Below are 12760 nucleotides of genomic sequence, written 5' to 3' on the forward strand. Positions count from 1 at the left end.
ACGAAAATGAGTCAAAATGTTTATCAGTTTATCGATTTACAACGTGTTGATCCGCCTAAAAAATCGTTAAACATTCGAAGAATAGAATTTGTTGAAATTTATGAAGGATTTTCAGCATCACAATCCCAAGCACAAGCCGATCGTTGTCTTGCCTGTGGTAATCCTTATTGTGAATGGCGATGTCCGGTTCACAACTATATTCCTAATTGGCTGAAATTAGTTAATGAAGGTAAAATTTTAGAAGCCGTTGAATTATCCCACCAAACCAATAGCTTACCAGAAGTATGTGGTCGTGTTTGTCCACAAGATCGCCTTTGTGAAGGATCTTGTACTTTAAATGCTGAATTTGGCGCAGTTACCATTGGCAATATTGAACGCTATATTACCGATGAGGCATTTAAAATGGGCTGGAAACCTAATTTATTAAATGTTGAAAAAACCGGTTTAAAAGTGGCTATTATTGGGGCAGGTCCAGCTGGTCTTGCATGCGCTGATGTATTAGTTCGTAATGGAATTACACCAGTTGTATATGATCGCCATCCTGAAATTGGTGGACTATTAACTTTCGGTATACCAGCATTCAAATTAGATAAAGAAGTCTTAATTAATCGTCGACATATATTTACTGAAATGGGTGTAGAGTTTCACCTTAATACAGAGATTGGTAAAACAGTACAATTAGCTGAATTAATCAATGAATTTGATGCTATTTTTGTCGGCACAGGTACTTATCAATCTATGCGAGCAGGTCTTGAAAATGAAAATGCTAATGGAGTATACGACGCCTTACCATTTTTAATTGCCAATACCAAACATATTATGAAACATGAACAAACCCAAGATGCACCTTACATTGACATGAAAAATAAACGTGTTGTAGTGTTAGGTGGTGGCGATACCGCCATGGACTGTGTTCGTACTTCTATTCGACAAGGTGCTACTGAGGTTACTTGTGCTTATCGTCGTGACGAAGCTAACATGCCAGGTTCAAAACGTGAAGTCAAAAATGCCAAAGAGGAAGGGGTACAATTCCAATTTAATGTACAACCCCTTAGCATCGAAATTAACAGCAATGGACAAGTCACTGGAGTAAAAATGGTACGAACAGAGCTTGGTGAACCTGATGCTAAAGGTCGGCGATCTCCAGTAGTGATTGAAGGTTCTGAGTTTGTGTTACCGGCCGATGCGGTGATAATGGCGTTTGGTTTTAAACCTCACGCAATGCCTTGGTTAGCAGAACAAGGGGTTGATTTTGATCAGCGAGGTCGAATCATTGCACCAGAAATTAATGGTTTCCAAACCACAAACCCTAAAATCTTTGCCGGAGGCGATGCAGTACGAGGCTCTGATTTAGTAGTTACAGCAATTAGTGAAGGTCGTAAAGCAGCTGAAGGGATTTTAGATTATTTAGAAGTATAATTCACAAATTAGATTAAATCTGAACACTCGCCCCATCTAACCTCAAGTGGGGCGATTTTTTATATCAATATTTATCTGTGTAAACGATAAGGTTCATCCATAACAACAAAATATTGTTCTTTCAATGCTTCACTTATCCAATCTTTAATCCCTTTTGTATGACAAATGGTATCAATATAATCAGCTAAAATTGAGCTTGTCTTTATATGATAGTTTTTCAATCTTAGACACATAGGCGCATAAAATCCGTCTGCTATGCTAAAATCACCAAACAAATAGTTTTGATTTGATGTGTTCGAGATCAACAACGAGGATAATAGATCATCTAATAACATGATTTCATTTTTTACTTCAGAATGATCGCGTAATATTATTTGCCCTACTTCAGGAAACTCAGCTTCAATATTCATTGGCAAATAATTTCTGATAGCTGGAAAACCTGAATGCATTTTAGCAACTAAACTTCGTGCCATTGCTCTGCGTTTAATATCAGTAGGCCATAAAGCTAAATCAGGATGTTTTTCAGCTAAGTATTCGCAAATAGCTAAAGAATCAGTGATCACAAAATCATCATCCATTAAAATCGGTACAGTTCCATACTTTGAAATTGAAGATAGCGTTGTTTTAAACAAAGAGCCTGCATCAAAGCTATCAAACTTAACTAGCTTTTCGTTAAAAGGAATATCAAAATACTTCATCACAATCCAAGGTCGCATTGACCAAGTTGAGTAATTTTTGTTACCAATATAAAGTGTATAATTCATGTTTGCTCTCCATTAACCAACACGTATTACTCTCATTGGTTTATTATAAATACACCACATGAGTACCTTTTTCCGGTTGGAAAGTGGATTTGCCAAATTCATCTAAGAAATAGGCAATATGATCCGCTTTATCGCCGAGCAAACGCCCTTTCACTTTGTTCCAGGTCATCAACACAATCATCGCATCAGGTTCACAGCAAATTAACATAGGTTGTTGAAACTCTTCATTCCAATAAAACTCACCACCATATATTTTATGTGCAGTAAGTAATAGATAACAACCATACTCTTGGGCGATCATATTGAGTTGTTCTTCAGGAAGACTAAAGTTTTTTTCGGCTAACTCGCTAACAATCATTTCAACAACAGTTATACTTTTTTCAGAATAATCAAGCTGATTAATACTCCAGGTTGGGCTGTGTAAAATAGCATTTTGCGCCCAGGCTTCTATTTCTTGATACAGTTCATTTTTCGGTTCAGTCATTTTTATTTACTTCGCTATTTGATTTAATCTGTTCGAGTTGTTTAACACTTTGCCACGCATCTTCCATTTCTTCAAGTGTTGCATCCATTAAAGTGCAACCTTTTTCTTTTAACAGGCATTCAACCTTCTTAAAGCGACGGATAAACTTTTGATTTGCTTTTTGTAAACAGAGTTCAGACTTAACTTTTAAGTGCCTTGCTAAATTAACCGTAGCAAAAAACAGATCGCCGAGTTCTTCTTCGATTTTATGTTGCTTTTGCACTGTTTGATTAATTTCCTGCTCTACTTCGCTAAGCTCTTCTTTTACTTTATCTAAAACAGGCTCTAATTCATACCAATCAAAACCAGCAGCCACACAACGTTTTTGTATTTTTTCAGCTTTCATCAAGGCAGGTATGGCATTGGGGATATCATCGAGTATGGAGTATTGTTCGCGCTCATCACGCTCTTTTTGTTTAAGCTGTTCCCAATTAGGTTTTTTAGTGCAACTTTCCGTAAATATATGAGGATGACGGCTGACTAACTTATCTGCAACAGCTTGGCATATGTCATCGAAATTAAAAAGACCTTGATCATTAGTTATATCTGCATAAAAAACAATTTGAAATAACAGATCACCCAGTTCTTTTTTAAGCTCATCATTATCTTGCTTATCAATCGCATCTAACACTTCATAAGTCTCTTCTAATGTATAAGGCTTAAGTGATTCAATAGTTTGTATACGATCCCATTCACAGCCATGTATCGGATCGCGGAGCTGTTTAACAATAGCTTGTAAGCGTTGTAGTGCGTTCACAATGCGTCTCTCTAGGTTAGATAATAAACATTATTATACTCAGTTTTGCGAAATACCGAGAAATTATGTTATTCAACAAATCATAATAATCGTAACACCTAACACTTAAAAGCTAATTAGGTATATAATGGCTATTTGGATTATTAACCTCATTAAATAATATGAATAATTTACGTGAACTGACATTACGTGGTACGATACTTGGTGCATTTATAACCATAATTTTTACTGCATCAAATGTCTATCTTGGTTTAAAAGTAGGATTAACTTTTTCTTCAGCTATTCCAGCCGCTGTAATTTCAATGGCGATTTTAAGACTATTCTCTGGATCAACAATTTTAGAAAATAATATGGTACAAACTCAAGCTTCTGCAGCAGGTACCTTATCTTCTATCATTTTTGTTCTACCGGGACTATTAATGATCGGCTACTGGCAAAATTTCCCATTTTGGTTAACTTTTGCCGTATGTGCAGCCGGCGGAATGCTTGGAGTGTTATTTTCAATTCCTTTGCGCCATGTAATGGTAGTCAAAAGTAACTTACCTTATCCTGAAGGTGTCGCTGCAGCTGAAATATTAAAAGCTGGCTCAAAAACAGATAATAATGACTCAAATGAAGGACTAAAAGACATTTTATTTGGTGGTGTTATTGCATCTCTAGTCAGTCTTTTTACTAATGGGTTTCGCGTTTTATCTGATAGTACTGCCTATTGGTTTACTGGTGGAAAGTCAATATTTCAACTGCCTGTAGGTTTTTCATTAGCTTTACTTAGTGCTGGCTATTTGATTGGTATTATCTCTGGTATCGCTGTATTGATTGGAACGATTATTGCTTGGGGATTTGGCATTCCAATTCTTAGCGCAATAAGCGATTATGATACTAGCTTACCTTTAGCTAAAGTAGCAATGGGCTTTTGGGCAAAAGATATTCGCTTTATTGGTGCAGGGACAATAGCTATCGCTGCTATTTGGACACTATTTACTTTAATTAAACCAGTAATAGAAGGATTAAAAACATCATTTAAAACCTTACGTTCTAATGTATCAAATAATGATATTGAACCAACAGAACGTGATTTACCACCTAAATCAATTTTCTTAATTATGGGTGGTATGCTAATTATTTTATTAGTTACTTTCTATTCCTTTATCTCTGATAGTGGTTTATCAGCTGGAGTTGCTTGGACTTTAGTTTTTTGTTCCGTTTTATTTGCCTTCATAATGGGCTTTTTAGTGGCAGCTGCTTGCGGATATATGGCGGGCTTAGTTGGCTCATCAGCAAGCCCTATATCAGGAATTGCTATTGTAGCCGTGATTGTGATTTCACTTATCTTGGTTGGTCTTGGTGAAACTAACGGCATGTTATCGTCGATTGAAGGAAGCAATTTTGCAACAGCACTAGCACTTTTTACCACCAGTACGGTATTAGCTGTTGCCTGTATTTCAAATGATAACTTGCAAGATCTTAAAACTGGTTACTTAGTACACGCAACCCCATGGAAACAGCAAGTTGCATTATTGATTGGTTGTGTGGTCGGAGCAATTGTTATTGCCCCTATTTTAGAGATCCTATATAACGCATATGGCTTTACTGGTGCCTTACCTCGTCCTGATATGGATCAATCACAAGTATTAGCTGCACCTCAAGCCACATTAATGACGACCATTACTAAAGGTATTTTTGCGCATCAGTTAGATTGGACAATGATTTTAATTGGGCTGGTTTTAGGTGCGATTATTATCATGATTGACCTCATGTTGACAAAAGCACATTGTAAATTCCGTTTACCTGCTTTGGCTGTAGGTTTAGGTATTTACTTGCCACCAAGTATTACCATGCCTATCTTTATAGGTTCATTGCTATCATGGATTATAAAACGTTATTCGTATTCAAACGCGAAAAAACAAAATATGAACCCAGAAGTAGAATACAAAAAAGTGGATCGTAAAGCGGCTTTAATTGCCTCAGGTTTAATTGTAGGTGAAAGCCTAGTCGGCGTTATTTTAGCAGTAATAATTGTCATTAGTATTACCAGTGGTGGCAGTGATGCTCCTCTTGCAATATCCGCTGATTTAGGTATGTTACCACAATATCTAGGTCTATCTGTTTTTGTAATAATTTGCTTGTTATTTATTCGCAGAGCTTTAACTGCAATTAAGAAGTAAAATTAATCAATTAATAAGTTAAATCCCTTTACCAATGGTAAAGGGATTTTTATTAATGATCATCTTTAAGGCTATGACCTAACTTTAATGTTAAAGCAATATTCATTGCTGAATTATAAAGATTAGCTTTTGCTGTTTGTGGATCTAGGGCTTCGGATAATGTTGAAATTTTAGATAAAATACTAAACATTGCAGTAATACCATAAGGATAAACCGCTTCTGCTTTATCCCCTATACTACCGACGATAGCAATAACTGGCTTATTATATTTTTTGGCAATTTGAGCAACGCCTACCGGTACTTTACCATTAACACTTTGATAATCCAAACGACCTTCACCGGTGATCACTAAATCAGCTTGTTTTACTAAAGTATCAAGATTGAGTAGATTGGTAATAATTTCAATTCCTGGTCGTAATTTTGCGTTTAAAAATGCTAATAGTGCGGCGCCCATACCTCCCGCAGCACCCGTGCCGGGGATCTGCTCAATATCGACATGAAGAGCTTGTTTTATCATACTAGCAAAATGTTTTAAATTCGAATCCAGTAATATCACATCTTCTGGAGAAGCTCCCTTTTGAGGACCAAAAATAGCCGAAGCACCATTTTCACCCGTTAATGGATTTGTTACATCACATGCGACCTCAAATTCACATGCCTTTAAACGATTATCCATTTGGCTTATATCAATTTTATCGAGTGCTTTTAACGATTCTCCACCATAACCAATCTGATTTCCAAATTTATCTAAAAGTTTAATCCCTAGCGCTTGTAGCATCCCAGCTCCACCATCATTTGTGGCACTTCCACCTATTCCTATGATAAATTTAGTACAACCTTGATCTAGTGCATCTTTAATTAATTCCCCGGTACCATATGAAGTAGTAATTTTTGCATTTCGCCTGTTTAGTGGTACTCGCTCTAATCCGCTAGCAGCTGCCATTTCAATAATAGCTGTATGTCCATCACCCGATATACCATAAAAAGCATTACCTTTTTCACCTAATGGATCGGTAATTGTTACGGTAACTTTACGTCCTTTTAATGCATCAACCATTGCATCTACTGTCCCTTCCCCACCATCAGCAACTGGTACTAGTGTATATTTTGCATGAGCATAAACTTGCGAAAATCCAGCTTTTATAATGTTAGCAACATCCGTGGCACTTAAACTTTCCTTAAAAGAATCAGGTGCAATGACAATCTTCATACTTTTCCTTACAAAATCAGCCAATGTTATTGAGTATGTTTCCATACTCAATATAATCAATAATTATTTAATTTCTATTTTTGCTAATGTTTCGTAGTAACGAGCTAAAGCACTATGATCACATCCTCCCATGCCATCAGTTTTAAGTGCTTGCATCATTTCCATTACAATTGCAGTAAGTGGTAATGAAGTTCCGACACCATGAGAAGTATCAAGTGCATTTTGCAGATCTTTTATGTGTAAATCAATTTTAAATCCTGGTTTAAAATTGCGATTTAATACCATTGGTGCTTTAGCATCTAAAACGGTACTACCTGCAAGCCCTCCACGAATAGCTTGATAAACCAATTCCGGATCTACGCCTGCTTTAGTTGCCAGTACTAATGCTTCGGACATGGCCGCAATATTTAGTGCCACAATAACTTGATTAGCGAGTTTTGTAACATTACCTGCTCCAATATCACCAGTATAAACCACAGAGCCTGCCATCGCTTTCATCAAATCGTAATGTTTATCGAAAATAGCTTTATCACCACCAACCATAACGGATAATGTTCCGTCAATTGCTTTAGGTTCACCACCACTCACTGGGGCATCTAACATATTTAAACCTTTTTTCGCTAATTCATCATGAATTTCACGACTGGCTAACGGCGCTATAGAACTCATATCAATAAGAGTCGTACCTGCTTTAGCACCTTCAACCACGCTATTTTCACCTAAAACAACTTCTTTAACATGAGGTGAATTAGGTAACATTGTAATAATCACATCACAAAGTTTAGCCACTTCTTTTGCATTTGGCGCACTTTGCGCACCTGCTGCAACGACTTCGTCAACTGAAGCTTGATTTTTATCACATACTACGAGTGAATAACCTGCTTTTAACAAGTTTTTACTCATCGGTTTACCCATGATACCTAAACCAATAAAACCAATTTTCATTTTATTCTCCTTTATTATTGCGATTAAAATAATATTAATTATTTTAGAAATTTATCTGCTAGTGCTTGTGTAGAACTTCTTAATAAACCTAGATCATTGCCTACTGCCACAAATGTTGCACCCATTTCGATATATTGACGTGCATCCGCTTCAATTGGAGCCAAAATACCACAAGCTTTACCTTTGTTTTTAGCAACATCGAAAACACGTTTTATTGCTTTTTGGACTTCAGGATGTTTTGGATCACCAAAATGACCTAATGAGGCGGATAAATCACTTGGTCCAACAAAAATACCATCAACTCCTTCAACTGAGGCAATGGCTTCTACATTATCAACGGATTGTTGGGTCTCAATTTGCACCATGACACAGATATTTTGATTAATTTTGGTGAAATAATCGGTAATCGTTCCAAAAGCATTACTGCGATGAGAAACAGAAACTCCTCTTACGCCTTCTGGCGGATAACGTGTATAAGATACTGCAAGTTTTGCTTGCTCAACAGTTTCAACATAAGGGATTAAAAAATTATAAAAGCCAATATCTAATAACCGTTTAATCAATACCTGATCATTCCATGCGGGACGAACAACAGGAGCGCTAACACTATCTTTTAATGCCATTAATTGAGGAATAAACGACAATACATCATTAGTGGCATGCTCCCCATCAAGTAATAACCAATCGAAACCTGCTAGGCCTAATATCTCTGTAGAGAGAGGATTGCCCAAAGCAGCCCAACAACCTATTAGTTTTTTCCTTGCCAACATATCTTGTTTGAATTGATTGTGGCATGTTGTTCTTTTCATAATTTACCTTCGTATTTTTTACTCAATCTATTATAGTAATCATTAAAGATTATCTAACCAAACATGGTTTTTTATTATCAAATTTCCATCCCGGAATCAAATATTGCATTGCAACAGCATCATTACGATTACCAAGTCCCATACCTTTGAATAATTCATGAGCCTTCATGACTTGATCCATATCGATTTCAATACCTAATCCTGGTTTTTCAGGAACTTTGATTTTACCACCCACAATTTGTAAAGGTTCTTTGGTTAATCGTTGGTTACCTTCTTGCCAAATCCAATGTGTATCAAGAGCCGTTGGATTGCCTGGTGCGGCAGCACCAACATGAGTAAACATAGCAAGTGAGATATCAAAATGGTTATTAGAATGCGATCCCCAAGTTAAACCAAACTCATGACACATTTGCGCGACACGAACCGAACCATTCATCGTCCAAAAATGAGGATCAGCTAATGGAATATCGACAGATTGTAGTGATAATGTATGCCCCATTTGACGCCAATCTGTAGCAATCATATTTGTAGCTGTAGGTAAACCCGTTGCTCGACGAAATTCAGACATAATTTCACGACCAGAATACCCTTGTTCAGCACCGCAAGGATCTTCAGCATACGTCAACGTATCTTTTAAATATTTACCTATTCGGATTGCTTCATCTAACAACCATCCACCATTAGGATCAAGCGTTACACGGGCATTAGGGAATTTTTTCTTAATAGCAATGACCGCTTCGGCTTCATCTTCTGCCGATAATACGCCGCCTTTTAATTTAAAGTCACGGAAACCATATTTTTCATATGTAGCTTCAGCTAAACGAGCAACGGTTTCAGGTGTTAATGCTTCTTCATGGCGTAAGCGGTACCAATCGCACTGATCATTAGGTTGGCTTTGATACGGTAGATCGGTTTTATTTCGATCACCTACATAAAATAAGTAACCAAGCATTTCAACTTCATCGCGCTGTTGGCCATCACCAAGAAGTGATGCAACTGTTACACCTAAATACTTACCTAATAAATCTAGCATTGCTGCTTCAATAGCTGTGACAACATGAATAGTAGAACGCTGATCAAAAGTTTGATTTCCTCTTCCTCCTACATCACGATCAGCAAATTGAGTGCGAACACGATTCATCACGTTTTTATATTGACCAATTGATTGACCAATAACCAGTGGTTTAGCATCTTCTAGTGTTTGTGTAACTGTACCAACACAAGGAACTTCACCTACTCCGGTATTACCCGAATTATCCTTAAGAATAACGATATTACGCGTGAAATAAGGCGCATGCGCACCACTTAAATTTAATAACATACTATCATAACCAGCAACCGGATAGACATGCATTTCCGTGATAATCGGTGTTGACGAACTCATAATAATTTACCTCTTTAATTTCCAATTTTTTTAAATCAATACTAACGAACCATACACGGACGTTTACGATCAAACTTCCATCCCGGAATCAAATATTGCATGGCAATACCATCGTTACGAGCGCCACTTGGTAATTTTTTATATAATTCATGAGCTTTAGTAACTTGTTCCATATCTAATTCAATACCTAAACCAGGTTTATCATGTAATTTAATCTTACCGTTGATAATTTGTAGGGGATTTTTAGTTAAATGCTCTTGTCCTTCTTGCCAAATCCAATGTGTATCAAGTGCGGTAGGTTTTCCTGGAGCAGAAGCACCAACATGACTAAACATTGCTAATGAAATATCAAAATGATTATTAGAATGACATCCCCAAGTTAATCCCCATTCATCACAAAGTTGAGCCACTCGACTTGCTCCCGTTAATGTCCAAAAGTGTGGATCGGCAAGCGGAATATCAACAGCCTGTAACATAATTGAGTGGCACATTTCACGCCAATTGGTTGCAACCATATTTGTTGCGGTTGGTAATCCGGTTGCACGACGGAATTCAGCCATGATTTCACGACCTGAATAACCATTTTCAGCCCCACAAGGATCTTCTGCATAAGTTAATACGCCATTTAATCCTTTACATAACCTTATAGCGTCGTCCAGCAACCAACCGCCATTAGGATCTAAGGTAATTCTTGCATCAGGGAAATGTTTTTTTAGCGCAGTAACTGTCTCTATTTCGTTCTCACCCGCTAAAACTCCACCTTTCATTTTGAAATCTTTAAATCCATAACGATCTTTAGCTGCCATTGCTAATTCCACAACAGATTGTGTTGTCATAGCTTGTTGCCGACGCAATTTATACCAATCATGCCCTTGTTTAGCAGGCTGATCATAAGGTAGATCTGTTTTCTTATCATCACCAATATAAAACAGATACCCTAAAACAGTTACCTCATCCCGTTGTTTACCCGGACCAAGCAACTCAGCAACAGGGACATTTAAAAACTGTCCCATAAGATCTAATAAAGCCGCTTCTAAAGCTGCTACAGCATTAACGCGTAATTCAAAAGTCCAAGCTCCTTTACCAAAAGTATCGTAATCAGTATCAAGATAACCTTGATGCATATCATTAACAATACGGTTAAGAATGGAAATAGGGCGACCTTCTACATGAGCGATAGCATCTTTTAATGCATTTTCAATTACTGTGCCACCAGGTGCTTCACCAACGCCTATATGACCAGCATTGTCTTGTAAAATAACTATATTTCGTGTGAAATAAGGTCCATGAGCGCCACCAATATTCATTAGCATACTGTCATAACCCGCAACCGGTATGACTTGCATTGAAGTAATAGTAGGAACTGATTGTGTACTCATAACATATTTCCTTTTAATATTTATAGGATATAAAATTAATCCTTTTTCTTTAATTCCATACGTTTAATTGGACCGACAATGATTAAATAACTAAATGCAGCAACAAAAGCATGACCTGCAACAAAAACTAAAGCCCATTCAAAACGACCTGTCCATGCAACGATATAACCGATAATAATAGGTGAAACAATACTTGATGCATTACCAAACATGTTAAACAATCCACCTGCAAGTCCACTCATTTCTTTAGGTGCTGTATCTGCCATTACCGCCCAGCCTAATGCACCAACACCTTTACCAAAGAATGCCATGGACATAAATAGGATAACAAGCGCAATAGAATCAACATAATTACAGAAAATCATGGTCATTGAGAATAACATACCCATTATAATTGGTGTTTTACGCGCAAAAGAAAGTGAACCAGTTTTTCTCATTAAAAAGTCCGAGAAAACCCCGCCTGTAATACCACCAACAAAACCACAAATTGCAGGTATAGCAGCAGCAAAACCAACTTCTTTAATATTCATACCTCGCTGAGTTGCAAGATAAATCGGGAACCAAGTAATAAAAAAGAAGGTTAAACAGTTGATACAATATTGACCTAAATAAACACCAAGTAACATTCTATTGGTTAGCAATTGAATTAAATAACTTAACTTTGGACCTTCCTTTTTCCCATTTGATTTTTTTTGATCCATATCAACTAAGGCACCGCCTTCAGTAATGTATTCAATTTCAGCTTGATTTGCCCATGGATGATCCTTAGGATTACGGATAATAACTAAAGTAACAATACTAATAAGAATACCAATACCACCCATGAAGAAGAAGACTGATTGCCAGCCATATTCATGAGTTAACCAACCCATAATAGGAGCAAAAATAACTGTAGCAAAATATTGAGCTGAATTAAAAATAGCTACTGCGGTTGCTCTTTCTTTTGCAGGAAACCAAGCGGCGGTAATTCGGCTATTACCAGGAAAGGAAGGAGCTTCAGCAAGTCCCATTAAAAAACGGAAGGTAAAGAGCATGATAATTGCCCAAGCGCCGATAAAAAAATGTACGGTGCCTTGCAATAAAGTAAAAATAGACCAGAAGAAAATACTACAAAAGTAAACGCGTTTTGAACCAAATCTGTCAAGCAACCATCCGCCAGGTAATTGCCCAATTACATATGCAATTCCGAAGGATGACATAACCCAACCCATTGCAGCAGCATCAAAGCCCAGTTCTCCTGACATTGCTTTACCTGCAATACCCAGCGTAGCTCTATCACCATAATTTATGGCGGTAACTATAAATAAAAAAACGACTGTCAGCCATCTGGCGTTAGTCTTTTTTGGTTTTATTTCATTTAGTTCCATGTTTTAACTCCTAACTGATTATTAATTGTGAGTTAGTA

The 12760-nt window shown here is 37.0% G+C and carries 11 protein-coding genes; 2 read left to right on the top strand and 9 right to left on the bottom strand.

Features of this window, described 5'->3' with window-relative positions:
• Positions 1-6 precede the first annotated feature (6 nt).
• Positions 7-1419, top strand: a complete 1413-nt coding sequence (locus tag A9G11_RS04940; RefSeq protein WP_065618402.1) for an FAD-dependent oxidoreductase — start codon at positions 7-9, stop codon at positions 1417-1419.
• A gap of 71 nt (positions 1420-1490) precedes the next feature.
• Here the strand turns inward: A9G11_RS04940 and A9G11_RS04945 are convergent, their stop codons facing one another.
• The 3 genes from A9G11_RS04945 to mazG are packed head-to-tail and all read right to left on the bottom strand — an operon-like array spanning position 1491 to position 3463.
• Positions 1491-2183 (bottom strand): glutathione S-transferase family protein, encoded by a 693-nt coding sequence (locus tag A9G11_RS04945; RefSeq protein WP_065618403.1) that lies wholly within the window; start codon positions 2181-2183, stop codon positions 1491-1493.
• 43 nt (positions 2184-2226) lie between these two features.
• The gene (locus A9G11_RS04950) at positions 2227-2667 is read right to left on the bottom strand and encodes a hypothetical protein (RefSeq protein WP_065618404.1); all 441 of its coding nucleotides are present in this window, start codon (positions 2665-2667) and stop codon (positions 2227-2229) included.
• A complete protein-coding gene (mazG, locus tag A9G11_RS04955) occupies positions 2660-3463 on the bottom strand; it encodes a nucleoside triphosphate pyrophosphohydrolase (protein ID WP_065618405.1) in 804 nt (267 codons plus the stop codon). Before mazG ends, A9G11_RS04950 begins: the two co-directional genes overlap by 8 nt.
• A gap of 161 nt (positions 3464-3624) precedes the next feature.
• Here mazG and A9G11_RS04960 point away from each other — a divergent pair, with 161 nt between their 5' ends.
• A complete protein-coding gene (locus A9G11_RS04960) occupies positions 3625-5628 on the top strand; it encodes an OPT family oligopeptide transporter (RefSeq protein WP_065618406.1) in 2004 nt (667 codons plus the stop codon).
• A 52-nt stretch (positions 5629-5680) separates the two neighbouring features.
• On the opposite strand, the gene A9G11_RS04965 is transcribed toward A9G11_RS04960, so the two are convergent.
• From A9G11_RS04965 to A9G11_RS04990, 6 genes are all read right to left on the bottom strand, one after another.
• Positions 5681-6838 (bottom strand): glycerate kinase, encoded by a 1158-nt coding sequence (locus A9G11_RS04965; RefSeq protein WP_065618407.1) that lies wholly within the window; start codon positions 6836-6838, stop codon positions 5681-5683.
• 63 nt (positions 6839-6901) lie between these two features.
• On the bottom strand, positions 6902-7783 hold the full coding sequence (gene garR, locus A9G11_RS04970) for a 2-hydroxy-3-oxopropionate reductase (protein WP_065618408.1): 882 nt from the start codon (positions 7781-7783) through the stop codon (positions 6902-6904).
• Between the two features lie 38 nt (positions 7784-7821).
• On the bottom strand, positions 7822-8592 hold the full coding sequence (garL, locus tag A9G11_RS04975) for a 2-dehydro-3-deoxyglucarate aldolase (RefSeq protein WP_065618409.1): 771 nt from the start codon (positions 8590-8592) through the stop codon (positions 7822-7824).
• A 49-nt stretch (positions 8593-8641) separates the two neighbouring features.
• Positions 8642-9976 (bottom strand): glucarate dehydratase, encoded by a 1335-nt coding sequence (gene gudD / locus A9G11_RS04980; RefSeq protein WP_065618410.1) that lies wholly within the window; start codon positions 9974-9976, stop codon positions 8642-8644.
• Between the two features lie 41 nt (positions 9977-10017).
• On the bottom strand, positions 10018-11355 hold the full coding sequence (locus tag A9G11_RS04985; RefSeq protein WP_065618411.1) for an enolase C-terminal domain-like protein: 1338 nt from the start codon (positions 11353-11355) through the stop codon (positions 10018-10020).
• Positions 11356-11390: 35 nt separating this feature from the next.
• Positions 11391-12722 carry an MFS transporter gene (locus A9G11_RS04990; protein ID WP_065618412.1) on the bottom strand — a complete coding sequence of 444 codons (1332 nt, stop codon included), beginning with the start codon at positions 12720-12722 and terminating at the stop codon, positions 11391-11393.
• Positions 12723-12760: the final 38 nt, after the last annotated feature.

Origin of the sequence: Gilliamella sp. wkB108 (assembly GCF_001690195.1) — a bacterium.
Classification (GTDB): domain Bacteria; phylum Pseudomonadota; class Gammaproteobacteria; order Enterobacterales; family Orbaceae; genus Gilliamella; species Gilliamella apicola_L.

Excerpts from the sequence above, each read along its gene's own strand:
- A9G11_RS04940 (WP_065618402.1), top strand. The coding sequence starts at position 7 with ATGAGTCAAAATGTTTATCAGTTTATCGATTTACAACGTGTTGATCCG.
- A9G11_RS04945 (WP_065618403.1), bottom strand. The coding sequence starts at position 2,183 with ATGAATTATACACTTTATATTGGTAACAAAAATTACTCAACTTGGTCA.
- A9G11_RS04950 (WP_065618404.1), bottom strand. The coding sequence starts at position 2,667 with ATGACTGAACCGAAAAATGAACTGTATCAAGAAATAGAAGCCTGGGCG.
- A9G11_RS04960 (WP_065618406.1), top strand. The coding sequence starts at position 3,625 with ATGAATAATTTACGTGAACTGACATTACGTGGTACGATACTTGGTGCA.
- A9G11_RS04965 (WP_065618407.1), bottom strand. The coding sequence starts at position 6,838 with ATGAAGATTGTCATTGCACCTGATTCTTTTAAGGAAAGTTTAAGTGCC.
- garR (WP_065618408.1), bottom strand. The coding sequence starts at position 7,783 with ATGAAAATTGGTTTTATTGGTTTAGGTATCATGGGTAAACCGATGAGT.
- garL (WP_065618409.1), bottom strand. The coding sequence starts at position 8,592 with ATGAAAAGAACAACATGCCACAATCAATTCAAACAAGATATGTTGGCA.
- gudD (WP_065618410.1), bottom strand. The coding sequence starts at position 9,976 with ATGAGTTCGTCAACACCGATTATCACGGAAATGCATGTCTATCCGGTT.
- A9G11_RS04985 (WP_065618411.1), bottom strand. The coding sequence starts at position 11,355 with ATGAGTACACAATCAGTTCCTACTATTACTTCAATGCAAGTCATACCG.
- A9G11_RS04990 (WP_065618412.1), bottom strand. The coding sequence starts at position 12,722 with ATGGAACTAAATGAAATAAAACCAAAAAAGACTAACGCCAGATGGCTG.